The 18,768-nt window shown below is 35.4% G+C and carries 13 protein-coding genes; 8 read left to right on the top strand and 5 right to left on the bottom strand.

What is annotated here, in order from left to right; genetic code table 11:
- Window positions 1–10: 10 nt before the first annotated feature.
- Window positions 11–1,189 carry an acetyl-CoA C-acyltransferase gene (locus IPM51_14415; GenBank protein ID MBK9285494.1) on the bottom strand — a complete coding sequence of 393 codons (1,179 nt, stop codon included), beginning with the start codon at window positions 1,187–1,189 and terminating at the stop codon, window positions 11–13.
- A gap of 201 nt (window positions 1,190–1,390) precedes the next feature.
- Between IPM51_14415 and IPM51_14410 the strand changes: the two genes are divergently transcribed.
- From IPM51_14410 to rsgA, 4 genes are read left to right on the top strand one after another with little or no spacing between them, the layout of a single operon-like run.
- Entirely contained in the window at window positions 1,391–5,617 is a 4,227-nt protein-coding gene (locus IPM51_14410) for a gliding motility-associated C-terminal domain-containing protein (GenBank protein ID MBK9285493.1), read from the top strand.
- A complete protein-coding gene (locus IPM51_14405) occupies window positions 5,614–6,531 on the top strand; it encodes a type IX secretion system membrane protein PorP/SprF (GenBank protein ID MBK9285492.1) in 918 nt (305 codons plus the stop codon). The genes IPM51_14410 and IPM51_14405 overlap by 4 nt, the downstream gene beginning before the upstream one ends.
- 1 nt (window position 6,532) lies before the next feature.
- A complete protein-coding gene (locus IPM51_14400; GenBank protein MBK9285491.1) occupies window positions 6,533–8,725 on the top strand; it encodes an OmpA family protein in 2,193 nt (730 codons plus the stop codon).
- A gap of 17 nt (window positions 8,726–8,742) precedes the next feature.
- The gene (rsgA, locus tag IPM51_14395; GenBank protein ID MBK9285490.1) at window positions 8,743–9,687 is read left to right on the top strand and encodes a ribosome small subunit-dependent GTPase A; all 945 of its coding nucleotides are present in this window, start codon (window positions 8,743–8,745) and stop codon (window positions 9,685–9,687) included.
- Here rsgA and rdgB read toward each other — a convergent pair.
- From rdgB to IPM51_14375, 4 genes are all read right to left on the bottom strand, one after another.
- Complete coding sequence (rdgB, locus tag IPM51_14390; protein ID MBK9285489.1) at window positions 9,684–10,268, bottom strand: RdgB/HAM1 family non-canonical purine NTP pyrophosphatase; 585 nt, start codon at window positions 10,266–10,268, stop codon at window positions 9,684–9,686. The two genes, rsgA and rdgB, sit on opposite strands and share 4 nt — an antisense overlap.
- 8 nt (window positions 10,269–10,276) lie before the next feature.
- Window positions 10,277–11,002 (bottom strand): LPS export ABC transporter ATP-binding protein, encoded by a 726-nt coding sequence (gene lptB / locus IPM51_14385; protein ID MBK9285488.1) that lies wholly within the window; start codon window positions 11,000–11,002, stop codon window positions 10,277–10,279.
- A 94-nt stretch (window positions 11,003–11,096) separates the two neighbouring features.
- Window positions 11,097–13,604: a carboxypeptidase-like regulatory domain-containing protein gene (locus tag IPM51_14380; protein ID MBK9285487.1), complete on the bottom strand. Its 2,508-nt coding sequence runs from the start codon at window positions 13,602–13,604 to the stop codon at window positions 11,097–11,099.
- Between the two features lie 32 nt (window positions 13,605–13,636).
- A complete protein-coding gene (locus tag IPM51_14375; protein ID MBK9285486.1) occupies window positions 13,637–15,355 on the bottom strand; it encodes an ABC transporter substrate-binding protein in 1,719 nt (572 codons plus the stop codon).
- A gap of 144 nt (window positions 15,356–15,499) precedes the next feature.
- Here IPM51_14375 and IPM51_14370 point away from each other — a divergent pair, with 144 nt between their 5' ends.
- From IPM51_14370 to IPM51_14355, 4 genes are all read left to right on the top strand, one after another.
- On the top strand, window positions 15,500–16,306 hold the full coding sequence (locus IPM51_14370) for a hypothetical protein (GenBank protein MBK9285485.1): 807 nt from the start codon (window positions 15,500–15,502) through the stop codon (window positions 16,304–16,306).
- 78 nt (window positions 16,307–16,384) lie between these two features.
- Window positions 16,385–16,894, top strand: a complete 510-nt coding sequence (locus tag IPM51_14365; protein MBK9285484.1) for an acetyl-CoA carboxylase biotin carboxyl carrier protein subunit — start codon at window positions 16,385–16,387, stop codon at window positions 16,892–16,894.
- Window positions 16,895–16,896: 2 nt separating this feature from the next.
- Window positions 16,897–17,643: a superoxide dismutase gene (locus IPM51_14360; GenBank protein ID MBK9285483.1), complete on the top strand. Its 747-nt coding sequence runs from the start codon at window positions 16,897–16,899 to the stop codon at window positions 17,641–17,643.
- A gap of 38 nt (window positions 17,644–17,681) precedes the next feature.
- Window positions 17,682–18,764, top strand: coding sequence for an iron-containing alcohol dehydrogenase (locus tag IPM51_14355; GenBank protein ID MBK9285482.1), 1,083 nt, complete (start codon window positions 17,682–17,684; stop codon window positions 18,762–18,764).
- The last annotated feature ends 4 nt before the right edge of the window (window positions 18,765–18,768 follow it).

The following is an 18,768-nucleotide window of genomic DNA, read 5'->3' as shown; positions in this document are numbered from 1 at the left end:
TTTTAATATTTTAATTACATAATTCAATTACCATTGCACTGGCACCACCACCCCCATTGCAAATACCCGCCGCACCATATTTGGCTTTATTTTGTTGAAGAACATGGATTAAAGTTACAATAATTCTGGCACCGCTGGCTCCTAATGGATGACCAAGAGAAACGGCGCCTCCGTTTACATTCACTTTAGCCGCATCGAGTTTCATTAGTTTAGTATTTGCAATACCAACCACACTAAACGCTTCGTTTAATTCAAAATAAGAAATGTCTTCCATCTTTAAACCCGCTTTAGCAACGGCTTTTGGAACAGCAAGACTCGGCGTTGTGGTAAACCATTCAGGGGCTTGTTCAGCATCGGCAAAGCTCTTTATTTTAGCTAAAGGTTTAATGCTTAATGCATCTGCTTTTTCTTTGCTCATAAGAATAACAGCGGCAGCACCATCATTCATTGTACTGGCGTTGGCTGCTGTAACGGTTCCGTCTTTTTGAAACACAGGTTTTAATCCCGGAATTTTTTCAAAGTTTACACTTTTATATTCTTCATCCTCTGCAAAAACAACATCACCTTTTTTTGTTTTAATAGTTACCGGAATTACTTCGTCTTTAAATTTTCCTGCACTCCACGCTGCTGCGGATCTTTTATACGATTCAATGGCAAAAGCATCTTGATCTTCTCTTGAAATTTTATGTTCCTTAGCACACAGTTCAGCGCAGTTTCCCATAGGAACATTACCATATACATCTATTAGTCCATCTTTCGCTAAGCCGTCCGTTAATGTTACATTTCCGTATTTTGCTCCCCATCTTGTGCTATCCGAATAAAAAGGAACCGAACTCATGTTCTCCATTCCTCCTGCAACAACGCAATCATTATCTCCTAACATAATACTTTGTGCCGCTAGCGCAATTGATTTCATACCGCTCGCGCAAACTTTATTTACAGTTGTGCAATTAACATTGTCCGGTAATCCTGCAAATTTAGCAGCTTGCCGGGCCGGGGCCTGACCAAGATTTGCCTGTAAAACCGACCCCATAAATACTTCTGTAACCTCATTTGGGTTTAATTTAATTTTATCGAGAGCGCCTTTAATGGCAGCTGCTCCTAATTGTGTGGCTGAGGTAGCAGCAAGAGTTCCACCAAACGAGCCCATAGCTGTTCTAACAGCTGAAACTATATATACTTCTTTCATATCTTTTCATTTTTGAACGGCCTAATTTAGTATTTTAATTATAAGAACGGCGTTAAATGTTTTAAACAGTTTTTTTTTCGCTTTAACCATTAAAATTACTTTTTATAGAATAAAAATAGAGTTTTTTTGCTATTTTTATGTTATCAAACACTTTTTCTAAAATATTATCATCTTATGTTGTTTCATTTTAGGAAAATAAAATTGATCTTTTTTTTAATTATCCAATTTTCCACAACCCACTATACTATCGCGCAAAAGGGGAAAGATGGGCCCAATGTAATTAATCTCAACGGTGTAATTTATAATAGATATACCAACCTTGCAATCAGTGCTATTAGTGGTGGCACATCTATCGTTATTACAAACGTTAATGATTTAGATGGCGCTGCTATTCCTGGTCCACAAAACAATCCTTATGGCGAAAGTGCTTTGGCGAATTGTGATTTATTAATGATTATCAAATGTCAAGGTGCAGGAATGTCAAGTTTTAATATTAATTCTTACGGAACAATATTTTCTTATAATGGTGTTGGTGATTATGAGTTAATTGAAACAGGATCAATTAACGGCAACACTATAACTTTAGCTAATCAATGCCAACTTGTAAACAATTACATTGTAAGTAACACACAAAGAGTTCAAGTAGTCCGAATTCCAAGATTCACAAATCTTACTATTAATGCAGGAGCATCGCTAACATCAAGGCCATGGGGTCAAGTAGCAAATAATGGGGGTATAGTTGCCATAGAAACATCAGGTACAGTAATAATAAACGGAACTGTTTCTGCAACGGGACAAGGTTTCAGAGGCGGTTCAGCTGTAACAAACTCCTCCCTTTCTTCAGTTTTTAATTTTGTAAGCCCATTTGGAAACAACGGTGGCGAAAAAGGTGAAAGTGTAGTTGGAAATCAATCCGATTATGATTTGTTAGGAGGGAGATATGCGCGGGGTGCGCCTGCAAACGGCGGAGGTGGAGGAAATTCTAATAATTCCGGGGGCGGGGGTGGTTCTAATGCCGGACTACTTTTAGGTTATACTGGCAACGGAATTCCAAATAATGCTATTCCGGCTTGGACAAATTGTTGGAATTTAGAATCGCCTGGTTTTGCAGGAAGTTCATCGCCCGGGGGCGGACGTGGCGGATACTCCCAATCTACAGCAAACGGTGATGCAACAGCACAAGGCCCGGGTAATGTAGCCTGGTTAGGTGATAATAGAAATAATATTGGTGGATATGGGGGAAAACCATTGGACTTCGCCGGGAATTCAAAACTTTTCATGGGTGGCGGAGGTGGTGCCGGACATAGCGACGATGGATTTAGTCAAAATGCAGCTAATGGAGGCGGAATAATTTATTTTACATCAGATGGAGGAATTACGGGAAGTGGCATAATTGAAGCGAACGGCGATAATGGCTTACCTACTATCTCCCCTTTTACAGATGGTGCCGGTGGCGGTGGCGGTGGCGGGTCTGTCATTTTATATTCCGGCGCTTCAATTTCTGGAATAACTGTTAATGCAAATGGAGGAACGGGAGGAAATCATCCTGCAACAGCTGCAGAAACTAACGGTCCTGGTGGTGGTGGTGGTGGTGGATATATTTTAACTACCACAACCGGAGTAAGCAGAAATGTAAATGGTGGAACAAACGGAACAACTACTTCTCCAAGCTTAAGTGAATTCATTCCCAATGGAGCTACGCAAGGCGCAAACGGAACAATAATAAATAATGTTGTTTATCCAAACAATTCAGCTAAAGTAAATTTGGCGTTAAGTATTTCAGGTAATTCGCCGCCAATTTGCTTAGGGGGCTTAAAAACATACACTGTTGTTATTTCAAATATGTCTTGCAATGCGGCTAGTAATGTAAGTGTAAATATTCCCACTCCATCCGGTGTTAATTTCACACTTACTAATCCCAGTTCGGGCACTTTTATTTCTCCTCTTTGGACTATTCCTTCGCTGAATCCTTTTGGAAGCGCAACCCTTACTATATCAGGAATTATTACCTTAACAAACATATCGGCTTTTTCGGGTACTGCTACTTCCCAATCGATGGAATGCGCAATTGCCAATAACACCGCCGCTGCCTCTTCGGCAACCGTTATAGAGGTATTATTAGGCGCAGAGGCAACCCCTTCTGTAATTTGCATAGGAAATACCGCTGTGCTTACAGCAACCGGCGCAAACACTTACACCTGGCAACCCGGAAATTTATTAGGTCCCGTGCAAACCGTTACACCGGGTGCAACTATTGTTTATACTGTTTCAGGTAATATTCAGGTATGTTCTGCGTCAAAAACGGTGATGGTTGTAGTAAATCCATTACCTACACTCACTGCAGTTTCGGGTCCAACGTTAATATGTGCCGGAGGCACCGGAACGGTTAGTGCAAGTGGCGCATTATCTTATACTTGGTTTCCAGGAGGGCTTGTCGGTCCAACACACACCGTTACCCCTTTTGGAACAACTATTTACACCGTTATTGGCACCAATGCTTTTGGCTGTACAAATTCGGTTGTAACCGTACTTTCTGTGTTTATTCCCACAATCACTGCGTTCCCTTCTATTGTTTGTTTAGGCCAAAGCAGTACACTCACCGCATTTGGAGGGGTTTCTTATACATGGACCCCCGGAAATATTGTGAGTCCCACTGTAGCAATTACACCCTCTGTTTCTACATGTTTTAATGTTGCCGGAACGCATATATCCGGTTGTGTCGGTTTCACTAATGTCTGCGTATCAGTGGTTCCTAATCCAACCATTACTGCTATTGCCTCCCCTACAGGCATTTGTCCGGGAAGCGTAAGTACATTAACAGCATTCGGGGCTTCGGGATATTATTGGTTACCTCCTTTAAATATTGCTGACTTTACTGTTACTGTTTCTCCAAGCGTTACCACTATTTACACTGTGGTTGGCTATAATATTGCCGGATGTACTGACACTACAACTGTTCAGGTTACGGTTTATCCTGTACCAACCATTACGGCAGTTGCAAACCCAAGTGCAATTTGTAGAGGAAGTACAAGCACCTTATCAGCCGGAGGTGCCAGCACTTATGTTTGGTTTCCTACGGGTCAATCTGGCTCTACTATTGTTGTTTCACCAAGCGTTACTACACTTTATACAGTTGTTGGTACAAATTCATTTGGTTGTTCAAATTTTACTACTGTATTGGTTCTTGTTGGGCCTGATATAAGTGTTGTAGCTAATCCTTCAGTATTATGTGATGGACAATCTAGCACTCTAACTGCATTGGGTGGGGTCACTTATACTTGGTCACCGGGTGGGCAAAATGGTTCAACACTAGTCGTCAGCCCCCCTGTTGGAAACGCGATTTATACAGTTAGCGGTACTGATGCTATTGGCTGTGTTGGTACAGCTACAGTTGAAATAATTGTTCATCCCAACCCAACAATAACAGCCGGCGCAACACCCAGTGTGATCTGCTCAGGAGCTCCCGTCACATTTACTGCATCTGGAGGAACTACATACAACTGGAGTCCGTTAGTATTAGGTGGAAGTAGCGTGACTGCTTTCATATTGTCTGGCGGAATTTATACAGTTACAGGATACAATATATTTGGTTGTTCAGACTCCAAAACTTTAGAAATTATTGTGAATAATTGTACGCTAACTATACCCGTAGGTTTATCTAAAAAAGCATCAGAACCGCTGATATTGCCCGGTGAAGATTATGCCGTAGATTTTAAATTTACAGTTAAAAACTTTGCCACTTTTAATATTTATAATATTCAAGTTTTTGATACGTTAGATAAAGTCTTTCCACTTCCGTCTACATACACATTAATTTCGCCTCCCATTTGTTTAGCCAATATTCTTACTCCTAATCCGAATTTCAGTGGGAATGGAAACAATACCGAGTTATTAATAAGCTCTACTAGTTCGTTGTTGCCGGGGCAAAGTGATACTATTTCATTACGTATTAAATTTTCTCCAAATGGAATTGAGTCTTACACAAATTCTGCCATTGCCTATGCAACTTCTCAACCTACAGGTGGATTTTCAGGAACAGATATTTCAACAAACGGAGATGATCCGGATCCAGATGGAGATGGCAATCCTCAAGAAATAAATGAAAGTATTCCCACCGTATTTCAAGTATTAATTGATTTCTTCATCCCTCAAGGGTTTTCTCCGAATGCAGATAACGTAAACGACTTGTTTGTGATAAGGGGAATTCAATTTTATCCTGATAATGAATTTATCGTATTAAATCGTTGGGGAAATAAAGTGTATTCAAAAATAAGTTACGATAATTCGTGGGACGGAAAAACAGTTGAAGGAATATTGTTGGGAGGAAACGATTTGCCGGAGGGGACATATTATTACATTTTACACTTGAAAAAAGTAAATAAAACTTTTAAAGGATTTTTATATTTAAATAGGGGTTTAACCAAATGATTAAAAAGTTTATTTTAGTTATTGTTCTTGTTTCATTTCGATTGGTAATGGTTTCACAACAAGACCCCATGTTTACCCATTATATGTTTAATACATTATGGTTAAATCCAGCTTATGCCGGAACAAGAAACAATCTTACATTTACCGGCATACATCGTTCACAGTGGGTAAGCTTTGAAGGGGCGCCAATAGATCAATCGTTTACTTTACATAGCCCAATTCATTCTGAAAAATTGGGTATGGGATTGAGTATTATTAATGATCAAATTGGTCCTACAAAAAGCAGTTGGATTGCTCTTGATGCTGCTTATCATTTAAAACTCAATAAAAAAGCTAAACTTTCCGTAGGACTAAAAGGGATGGTTAACATTTTCAGAAACAATGTCTCTTCACTTAAATTAGATGTTCAAAACGATCAGGCTTTTTCTAATAATGTTCAGTCCATCCTTCCTAATGCCGGTACAGGAATTTATTATTCTACCAAAAAATTCTATGTTGGAATTTCATCTCCACGTTTAATAGAAAACAAATTAGGCACTTCTTCAGCTGTTCTCTCGAAAGAGCAAAGGCATTATTTTCTGATTACAGGATATGTATTAGATATCAATAAAAGTATTTTGCTGAAGCAAACAGCATTTGTAAAAACAACATTTGGCGCACCGGTAGAAGCAGATCTTACCTCTGTATTTATTATAAATGATAAATTGCATTTAGGCTTAATGTACAGAACCGGAGATGCGCTGGGGGCTTTGTTAGGAATTCAGGCTCACAAACAGTTTTTCATTGGCTATTCTTTTGACTGGTCATTTGCAAATACTACCGGCCGATATAATTCCGGAAGTCACGAAATAGTTCTTCGATATGATGTGATAAAAAAACCAGAGGGAAAAATTAAATCTCCAAGATATTTCTAAATTGAAAAGTTTTATTTATATTATTATAATCATTCCATTTTTTTCAGCACACACTGTTGCTCAACCCAATATTAAAAAAGCAAAACGATTTCATACAGAATATGATTATCAATCTGTCATTACAGAGATTACTTCTACTGAAGGACTTGATGCAGATATGCTAAGAAGATTAGGTGAAAGTTATAAAATGTCAAGTGAATTTCAAAAGGCGGAATTGGTTTATTCAGTATTGGCAGAAAACGATAATCGAACAAATGAAGATCTATTTCAGTATACACAATTATTAAAAATGAATAAAAAATTAGATGATTTTGTTGTGCACATGAAAGAATTCAGTAAAACTTATCCAAATGAAATTAGATCACAATTGTTTTTGAATAACCCTCATTATTACAGTGAATTGCAAAAAGATCAAAAACAATTTGTAATCCATAAAATAAAAGGCAATAATTACAATCAAGATTTTGGAGTAGCTTTTTATAAAAACAAACTTGTATTTGCTTCTACTCGCCAACCTTTGGGCCCATTGACTAAACTTTGGATTGGTAACCGTTTGCCCTATTTAGATATATATACGGCAAAAGTAAATCCTAAATATGATTTAAAATCAATTTCCAAATTTCCTGTATTTAATAATAAATATCATGAAGGTCCTGCTTGTTTTAATAAAAAAGGAAAGCATCTGTTTTTCACATCAGACAATTATCATGGAAAAAGTAATGAAGGTATTCGTAAACTTAAAATCTATGAAGCTAAAATAGAAAAGGGCGGAAAATGGGGTTCAAAAACGGAATTGCCTTTTAATAGCGACGAATACTCTTGCGGTCATCCCTCTTTAAGTTCCGATGAGCTAACTCTTTACTTTGTTAGTGATATGCCCGGTGGGTTTGGGGGAACTGATATTTACAAAGTGAGCAAATCTGTAAAAGGTCATTGGGGAGAGCCGGTTAATTTAGGAGAAAAGATTAATACGGAAGGAAATGAAAGCTTTCCGTTTATTCATGAATCCGGTTTGCTTTTTTACGCAAGCGACGGTAAGCCCGGATTAGGAGGATTGGATATTTTTGTAAATAAAATAATTGACGACTTTATAAGTAAGTCCATCAATATTGGGGCACCAATTAATGGTAACGCTGACGATTATAATATGATACTGGATGCTGAACAAAAAAAGGGATACTATTCTTCGAATAATATTTCAGGAGAGGGGAGTGATGATATTTATGCATACGATTTATTAAAACCTTTCCGGTTTGGAAAAATTATTAAAGGCAAAGTTCAAGACGAAAATGGATTGCCTATGCATGATGTTGCTATTTATTTGATGGACAAGCGTGGAAAAATTGGCGATAAGGTTTGCACAAAAAAAGACGGTTCGTATTTACTATTTGTTGATGAAGGAAAACAATTTAAATTATTAGCAAAGACAGAAGATTATTATGATTCCAGAAAATTAGTTAGCACTTCTGTTAATGGAGATGAAATAACGGCTAATATAACCATGGAAAAAGATCCTGGATTTATTTTGTGTGCATTAATTACCAACACAAAGGATAAAAAACCGTTAGCCGGTGTTCAACTAATACTTACTGATAGAACCGGCAAAATAATGAAAACGCACACTCCAATTAATGGAGAATATAGACTTCCACTACCCAATAATAAATTAGGAGATACCTTAAAATATAATATTGAAATAAGTAAACCCGGTTTTGTATCAAAAAGTATTCAATTAAAATGGCCCTTGTTAAAACGTGGAGAACAAAAAATTCATGAAAAGTTGAATATAAGTTTGGGGAAAGTTGAATTAGGGGGGGATTTAGCTAAATTAACTAATTTGCATTCTATTTATTTTGATTTTGGAAAGTCGGCAATTCGTTTAGATGCTGCAATAGAATTAGATAAAATTGTAAAGATTATGAATGAGAATCCGGATATGGTTGTTGAACTTGGTTCTCATACAGATTGCAGAAGCAGCAAAGCCTACAATTTAAAATTATCCGAACAACGAGCAAAAGCAAGTGCCTCATATATTAAAAAAAGAATTAGTAAACCTCAACGGATTACCGGCAAAGGTTACGGTGAAAGTAAATTATTAAATAATTGTGCCTGTGAAGGCAAAAAACAATCCACTTGCACTGAAGAGGAACATCAAAAAAACAGAAGAACAGAATTTATCATTATTAAATTTTAATTTGCAAAATATTTTTCGTGAGCGTAGAACTAAAAGGCCTTGTAATAAAATCAACCGGTAACAATTATAAAGTTAAAACTGATACTGAAATTCTGATATGCAGATTAAAGGGTAAATTACGATTGGAAGGTAGGAAAACCACTAATCCGGTTGCAGTTGGAGATATTGTGGATATTGAAAAAGAAGAAAACGGTGAAGCCTGTATTGTACACATACATCAACGCAAAAATTATATTATCCGCAAATCTATTAATCTTAGCAAACAAGCACATATTTTAGCAAGTAACTTAGATCAAGCGGTATTAATTGCAACATTGGTTGCTCCCAGAACAAGCCTGGGTTTTATTGACCGATTTTTAATTACAGCTGAAGCTTATCAGATTCCTGCTAAAATTATTTTTAATAAATGTGATTTGTTAGTGCCGGAATTATTAGAAATACAAAGTGAAATCATAAAAATTTATACTGACGTTGGATATCCTTGCTATTGTATAAGTGCTCAAAATAAAAATGACGTTGAACAATTAAAAACAATTTTTAAGGACAAGACAACCTTAATTGCCGGACATTCTGGCGTGGGAAAAAGCACTTTTATTAATTCTCTTGAGCCCGGCCTTAACATTAAAACTTCTGAAATTTCAACTGCACATTTAAAAGGAACACATACTACAACTTTTGCAGAATTATTTCCATTAAGTTTTGGTGGAAATATTATTGATAGTCCGGGCATAAAGGAATTAGGATTACTTGAAATGAAAAAAGAAGAAGTGGGCCATTTTTTTCCGGAAATACGAGAGCGAATGAATAACTGCAAGTTTAATAACTGTTTACACATCAACGAGCCCGGTTGTGATGTAAGGCTAGCGGCTGAAAATGGAGAAATTAGTGCAGAGCGTTATGAGAGTTATTTAAAAATACTTGATGGAGAAGAAATGGACTGGAAAGAATGGGAAGTGAACTAATTATTTAAATACGCTAATAATTTATTTACGGCCATAGCACGATGACTGATTTCACTTTTTACTTTCTCTCCTAACTCTGCAAAAGTGCTTCGGTATCCTTGTGGAATAAATAACGGATCATATCCGAAACCGTGTTCTCCTTTAGGCACAAAGGCAATCGTTCCTTTCACCTCACCTTTAAAAATCAATTGCTTGTTTTTTTCAACTAAAGCAATTATCGTAACAAATTTTGCCTTGCGATTTGTTTTATTTTGAAGTTCATCCAATAATTTTTTATTGTTTTCCTTATCGTTTTTTTCTTCGCCGGCATATCTCGCGCTATAAACGCCCGGCTTTCCATCCAACGCCTCTACCTCTAATCCACTGTCATCTGCTATAACTATCGCATCCGAATTATTGATTACACTTTGTAAATAATTTGCTTTTAATAGGGCATTTTCCTCAAGTGTTTTTCCGGTTTCAGGAATGTCTACTTCAATTTCTAAATCTTTTAATCCTTTTAATAAAAAATCAGCAGGCAATATGGATTGTATTTCCTCTAGTTTATGAGCGTTAGTTGAGGCAATATAAATGGTTTTCAAAGAGGACACTATTTTCTTAATTCAAAGTTTTGGCCTAAGTATACCTTTCTAACCTGTTCATCATTTGCTAAATCTTCCGCTGATCCGGATTTAATTACACTTCCCGAATATAAAAGATAAGAACGATCCGTTATACTTAATGTTTCATGTACATTATGATCGGTAATTAATATCCCTATATTTTTATCTTTTAGTTTGCGCACAACAGCCTGTATATCTTCAACAGCAATGGGATCTACGCCGGCAAAGGGCTCATCTAATAAAATAAATTTTGGGTCAGTGGCCAACGCTCTTGCAATTTCAGTTCTTCTTCTCTCACCTCCACTTAATTGATCACCTAAATTTTTTCGTACATGTTGTAATCCAAATTCATCTAAAAGAGTTTCTACTTTATTTTCCTGTTCAGCTTTTGTTAGTTTAGTCATCTCCAGAACTGCGCGTAGGTTATCCTCAATACTTAATTTTCTGAAGACAGAAGCTTCTTGTGGTAAATAACCAACACCAAGTTGCGCTCTCCTATACATAGGTTCCTTAGTGATATCAACATCATCTAAAAATATTTTTCCGCTGTTAGGCTTCACCATGCCAACTATCATATAAAACGAAGTTGTTTTACCCGCACCGTTAGGTCCAAGTAATCCAACAATTTCTCCTTGTTTTACCTGAATAGAAACGTTATTGGCCACAGTTCGGCTTTTATATTTTTTGACCAGGTTTTCGCTTCTTAGTATCATTTACATCAAAGTTAAAGTTTTTTCATGTTTAGCGAATATCATTTTCTGAAAAATAGAAATCAGAATGATAAATAAAGTTAAGGCTATAATTAAATTAAAGGGCCAATTGAAATCCAAACTTGAATCCGAAATTATCAATCGCCCTGGGTAATTGATAATTTAAACGCCAAAATGCATCTACTCTGAAGATTTTAAAAATATTCTCTATACCAACGCTAGCTTCCAAATAAGGTCCTTTATCTAATGATTTTAAGGTGGAGGGGAAAAGCAAGGTTTTTCTGTTGACTTCATTTACTATTCCCCACACTCCTTTAACCGTTGCCACTTCACGCCATTTTAATTTGCGTAATAATGGTATTTTATTCAGAAACAAACCTTCAAAATGATGAAACATAGCTGCAGAAACAAACTGATCGCTGGCAAACTCATAATAGTCCATCATATTAAAGGCCAAATAATCGTAAATATAAGTTTCATTACCGCCATGAAGTTCCATTAACGGATAGGGAACCGCTCCCCAAATTTTCCCGGCCTCAATCGTATAATCTGTATATCCTAAAATTGGGGTGATTCTAAATCTATCACTTATATTCATAACTAATTTATGATAATCATATTCCCCTTTAAACGCGTTGGCTAATGATTTTGCATAAGTCATTTGAATAACCGGATAGGTTGTTCCCAAGTATACTCTGGTAAATCCTGTACCCACATACTTTTCTTTCCAGGCAAAACGGATTTGTTGTCGCACTTCTGTATTGGTGATATTTTCTTTTTCTGACCGCGTGCCGTCTTTTTTTAAATACTCATATTTATTTGTGCCTAATGGAGTGAATTGTCTGCCCGCTAAAAAAGTTTTGGTAATAAGTCCGGGAAACCATTCTCGCTCATAATACGCTTCCGTTTTGTCAACACGGGTTAAATTAGTTAACGGGTTTGCCCGGAAGAATGACGCTAATACGTTGTCTTGTGAAAATCCATTTGAACTTTGCCCTAAAATTTCGTAATCACTTTTATAATTTACACCTATGAGTTGCCGGACGGGTTTTTTGGATAAAAAACTTTTGAAGCCGATATAATACTTCCACTTTTCATCCAGAACGCCATAAGCAACATATCCTGACAACTCATACCATTTACTGAATATTTCGCTGGTTCTTCCTCCGAAACGCAATCGAAGGCCTTCAACTTTATTATAAGATACTAAATTAGAATATGGGCCAATTTCGAAATTGTTGAATTTTTTATACCCCGCCACCAATAAATAAAAAACATCAACCCAAGTGGTATAAATTGGTAAGGATTGAATAGTGTCGATCATTTTAAATATCTTTTTCTCACGTATCGTTAAACTATCGTGTCTGTTTTGCGCCCAAAATTCATCCGAGCGGTTAGAAACGCTATCGTCTACTACTATGCGATCGCCAAACTCATAAAACTTATCCGGTTTAGGTTCATTAAACTTTATTTTTTTGTATGAAGTTGTTTTACGTCCGTAAAATCCAATTGCTTTTTTGGTAGGTGCAAAATCAATAACAAGCCTATCTTTTTGTAAAAACCAAATGCTATCGAAATAATTATACTCTTGTATAACATTAACGCTATTAATAAAATTTATGTTGGCTTCTTTAGGCATACTCATCTCCAAACGTTTGATGCCCCAGGTAGTATCGGCAATCCACATATTTCCGGTAAAACTTAATTCTTGAGTTCGTTTAGGTTTAAACCGAATGTGATAGATGTATTGATTCCCTTCAAAAGCGCTGTCTTCCAAATAATATTTATAATAAAACAAACCGTTATCGCTAATAGGGCTTGGCATTTGTTTATTAAATACAAGAATATTGTTGTCGTAAACATTAATATTCTGATACATGTCTCCGAGAACCTGTGAAACGCTCGAATTTTCCATTCCGGTAATTTTGGAAGCAATTACCACTTCTTTTTTTCGGGTTGGGTTTTTTTTATAATAAAATTGAGAAAGGTTTTCTACGATAAAAAAGGGAAGGGAAGGTTTTTCGCCACTAAATGCACTATCCACATTATCAAAAATAAAACTAATGGGTTTGAGTAATTTTTTCTCTCGCATTTCTTTTGGAATTCTATTTAAATCAAACTCCAGCTTATTATAGGTTTCGTATTCAAAAGATTCCAAACTAGTTCGATTGTTTACATCTTTTCTCTTTACACAGTTTCTCACAATTCGGTGTGCTGGATTTTCACCGGCCTTTACAACAACCTCATCCAACGATAAACCACCCACATCTTCCATTGGAATATTGATAACTTGCTGTTGTAGGTTTTTATTTATTGCCCGCGCTGATCTTTTATAGCCAACGTATGATGCAATGATAGAATCACCCAATTTAGAACAATTGATTACAAAATTTCCGTCAAAATCTGATTGAGCGCCTTGCGTTGTGCCTTTAATAATTACCGGCACAAAGGGTAAAGCTTCTTTATTAGTGTTCGAATAAATTTTACCGGTAATTTTATATTGACCCAATGCTTTGAAACCACCAAATAAAACACACAACAAAAATATTTGTTTTTTAAAAGCCAATAAACATGCGTTAGGTTGGTTATACAAATTATTTGTCATTGGCATTTAAATAAAAAATATGCCGAACGACGTTATTGTTTGGGCTCATCCACTATATCTACTTGCGTAAAATCATAAAAACGCAATGCATTAGTATAAAAATTTTTAATTCGGAAATTAATCAATCGGCAATTACTATCATACCACAACGGAATAAGTGGGGCATCGTCAATTAATATTTGCTCGGCAATTAAAAAATATTTTGTTGCTGAATCGGTATTCACTGCATCTCTCCCCATTTTATAATACCGATCAAACTCTAAGTTTTTATATTTTGTTGTGTTTGGAAATGCCATTTGGCTTGTGTCGTTAGTAACGGGCTCTCCATAAAACACGGAAAGAAAGGATTCCGGGCTAGGATAATCGGCAACCCATCCTTCACGAAACATTTCTGCTTTTCCTTTAACTTCTAAATAAAACTTTTCTGAAATTGGAATAGATTCAAATCCAATATTTACATTTATATTATTCTTAAGTTGCTTTTGAATTTCAACAGCAACTGAATTATTTATTGAGTTTCCTGAATTTACAAGTAATTGAATCTCCGGTAAACCTTTTCCTTCCGGATAACCGGCTTCTTTTAAGAGTGCTTTTGCTTTTTCAACATCAAACGTGTATCCTTTAATGGTATGAGAAGGATAATAAGAAAATGAAGGAGGAACAATTCCGTTTTCAGCCGGACCATGAGCCTGGCCAAACAATACTTTTTCAATGATTCGGTTTCTGTCTATTGCATAATTAAAGGCCTGTCTTAATTTTAAGTTATTAAACGGCTCCTTATTCACATTAAAAGCATAAAAAGAACTAAGCATTTCCGGTTTTTGTTCAATAATATATCTAGGAGATTTACCTTTAAAATCTCCAATATTTTCTTCTACCAAACTTTTTAATTGATTACTTGGAACGGATGTGATTAAATCAAACTTTTCGCTTTTAAATCCTTGTAATGCCTCTTCAGAAGAAGCAACCACATCAATAATTAACGAGTCAATTAAAGGCAACGATTCACCTTTAGCGTTTTTTGCGTAATAATTCTTATTTCTGTATAATACATGTCTTTTTTTGTTTGAAGCTTTATAATCATAAATAAATGGCCCCAAGCCTGTATTTAAACTATCCTTTCTGCGATCATATACTTTTTTATTGATGATTGAAGCCACCGGATTTGCAAGTATCTGTAAAAAGATTTGAGGAGAATTCAATAACTCAACGGAAAAAGTATAATCATCAATTATTTTTAAACCTTTAATTTCATTTTTTTCTGCTTTATCGCTATTTACATAGTAATCATTTGCGCCCACTAGCCTGTCCTTGCATACTGTTTGAAAATGATAATTATCCTTTCTATTTGTACATAATAATTCAAATGTGAACTTTACATCCTTTGATGTAACCTTATAATTCGAGCCTTTTACCTTCTCATCTTCCTGAAATTGAGCGTCTTTCCTTAAAAAGAAGGTGATTGTTTTGCCATCCGGGCCAATTTCCCATTTTTCGGCAATTCCGGGCATAATGCTCAAATCTTTAGGGTTTATTTTAACTAATCCTTCGTGGATTTGAGAGGCAATAAGCGCTTCTACGTTGTTAGTTAACTTATGAGGGAAAATACTTATTGGCGCATTCACTTCAGCAATTCTAAGCACCTTATTGCCACTTAAACGCTCGTTACTCCCCTTGTCCTGATCTCCTCCGCAAGCAGTAATCACCATAATACTAATCGTGGAAACAAGAAATAGACCGAAAATCCTCATAAATACTTAGTTTTTAGTAAACAAAACTATACATTTTACTCTAATATTAGTGAAATATTCATGAAAATATATTTTGATATTCAAAAATAACGTTATAATATTGCAACGCTAACTTCTTTAGTTTAGTCGATGAAAAATTTTGTTTTGTCTCTTCTTTTCCTTTCAGTAGGGTTTCACCAAGCTAAGGCTCAGGGTGGAGTAATAATTCTTGAGGGTAACTATCAGGGAAAGAATTTATATGTTCAAAATCCTTATGCCAGTAGTAGCGGAGTAGGTTTTTGTGTTACTGAAGTAAAGGTAAATGGGAACATTACCACCGATGAGGTGAACTCAAGTGCATTTGAAGTTGACTTTAAACCTTGGAAATTAAACATTGGTGATAAAGTAGAAATTAAACTCATTCATAAAGAAGACTGTAAACCAAAAATATTAAATCCGGAAGTTTTAAAACCAAAAAGTACATATGAAGTAGTAAGTATGACCGCTGATTTAGATGGAACCATTAAGTGGACAACTAAATCAGAAACAGGTAAACTTGCTTTTTCAGTTGAACAGTTTCGCTGGAATAAATGGGTAAAAGTTGGTGAAGTTGACGGAGTAGGTACGCCAACCAGCAATCAATATTCCTTTAAAGTAGTTCCTCATAGCGGAAAAAATCAAGTGCGTGTTCGTCAAACGGATTATAGCGGACAGCCTCGTTTAAGTAAGCCGGTAGATTTTGTAAGTGACGTTTCGGAAATTGAATTTGCTCCGATTAAGGCCAGCAAAAACGTTAACTTCTTTTTGAAAGGTAAATCTGATAAGCCTATGGAAACTTTATATGAAATTTATGATCAATACGGTAATGTGGTTAAAAAAGGATTTGGAAGTATAGTAGAAGTTCAAAATTTACCTAAAGGCGGATACTTTTTGAATTATGATAATAAAATGGGTGAATTTATTAAAAAATAAATTTTTCACTTAATATTTTTTTAAAACCCTCTTCAATTGAAGAGGGTTTTTTGTTTTAATGAATTAAATTTGTAAAACATGTATAATATAATCATTAACAGCCAAACCTCTATTAAAACCAACATCCAAATTAATGGAGATGCTTTTCAAGGAGACATTCAGGATTTATTTTTAAAGGGGTCTTTCATTAAAATAAATAACAATCAATTTCATTTGATTTATAATAACCAATCATTTAATGTTGATTTATTGAAGTTAAATGCTGAAGAAAAAAGCATGGTTTTAAAAATAAACAACACTAAATTCAATATTCAGTTACAAGACAAGTACGATTTATTATTGAAAAATTTAGGGATGGATAATTTATCAACCAAAAAAATAAGTGATATAAAAGCGCCAATGCCCGGAATGGTTCTTAGTATTTTGGTGAAAGAAGGAGAAGAAGTTAAAAAAGGAGATGCTTTAATTATTCTTGAAGCCATGAAAATGGAAAATATACTTAAAAGTCCAAGCGACGGCTTGGTTAAAAAAGTTGTTGCCAACAAAGGGAAAGCTGTTGAAAAAAACGAAGTACTTATTCAATTTTAAAAATGAATAGCAGAAGATTATTTCTTAAAAAAAGTGGGTTATTAACCTTAAGCCTAATTATTTCTAAGACTTGGGGTGCAAAAAACTTTTATGTGGCACATCAAAATGCTAATCTTTCCAATTCCCCATTTCAATTACCCGAATTACCTTATGCGTATGATGCTTTAGAGCCATTTATTGATAAAGAAACTATGCAAATTCATTATACTAAGCACCATCAATCCTACGTAAACAAATTAAATGATACTTCTTCAACAAATATAGATTACCAATCAAGCGACGAAGTAAAATGTACGCATATTGATAAATTCACAAGTCCTGTTATCCGGAATAATTTAGGAGGGCATTATAATCACTCCTTATTTTGGACCTTATTAAAATCAAACCCTGAGAAAAAAGACAATAGTCCTAGCGGGAAAATATTAAAAGGTATCATCGCAAGCTTTGGCAGCTATGAAAATTTTAAAACTGAATTTGCAAAAAATGCATTATCACAATTTGGGAGCGGTTGGTGTTGGTTAATCTTAACGTCCGAAGCGCAATTAAAAATTACAACAACCCCCAATCAGGATAATCCACTTATGAAATTAGAGGGCGTACAGGGCAAACCTTTATTAGCTTTAGATGTTTGGGAACATGCTTATTATTTAAAATATCAGAATAAACGCGCTGAATATATTGAAAACTGGTGGAATGTGGTAAATTGGGATGAGGTCAATACTAGATACTCGAATATTTCTACCCGGTAATTTTTTTTAAACTAAACAATATTCCCCCGGTTAAAAACATGCAACACAAAAACTTCAAAAATATAGATAAGGTAACATACGGAAGAGGTTCTTTCTCACAATTAGCAGAAACCATAGCCCCTGTTAGAAAAGAAAACAAACAATATTTTGTTTACCTAATAGATCATTTTTTTAAAGACAAGCCGTTGTCCGAAAAGCTGCAAAACAAAAAAGAAGATTTAATTTATTTTATTGATGTTGACCCTTATGAACCCACTACGCAGCAAGTTGACAGCTTACGCGATGAAATTTTAAATAAGAAAGGTTTGCCAAGTGGTGTAATTGGAATAGGTGGTGGAAGTATTATGGATATAGCCAAGGCCTTATCTTTAATGTTAACCAATGAAGGATCTTCAGTTTTATATCAGGGTTTGAATTTGATAAAAAAACCAGGTGTTTATCATTTGGGCATCCCTACAATAAGCGGAACAGGGGCTGAAGTTTCAATGACTGCAGTACTCACCGGGCCTGAAAAAAAATTAGGTTTAAAATGCGATTGGACGGTGTTTAATCAGGTTATTTTAGATCCGGAGTTAATAGCCACGGTACCTACTAATTGGTGGTTTTATACAGGAATGGACACTTATATACACTGTATTGAATCCCACGGTGGAATCAGAAATAATGCCTTTAGTATTGCATATGGAGATCAAGCTTTATCCTTATGTCGTGAGGTATATCTGAATGATTCCGCCGGACAAACAGAAGAAAATAATAACAAATTAATGGTGGCTTCATTAATGGGCGGTTTAAGTTTAACATACAGCGAGGTTGGTGTTTGCCATGCCCTAAGTTATGGTCTTTCAAAAATTCATGGTACCAGACATTGTTTTGCTAATTGCGTATTATTTCAACATTTGCAAGACATTTATCCACAAGGTGTAAAAGAATTTAAGGAAATGATCAAAAAACATAAAATAGTTTTGCCACAAAATTTGAGCCAAAATTGGGATGAAAATACTTTAAACAAAATGGTTGACGTTAGCATTAATCTACCATTTATGTGGAATCATGCATTTGGTGACAATTATAAGGAAATTGCAACGCGTGATTTTATTAAAAACCTTTTTCTACGCTTGTAAAATA

It is taken from the genome of Sphingobacteriaceae bacterium, from assembly GCA_016715905.1.
In the GTDB taxonomy this organism is placed as follows: Bacteria; Bacteroidota; Bacteroidia; order B-17B0; family Aurantibacillaceae; genus Aurantibacillus.
This window is presented reverse-complemented; position numbering and strand designations above follow the sequence as displayed.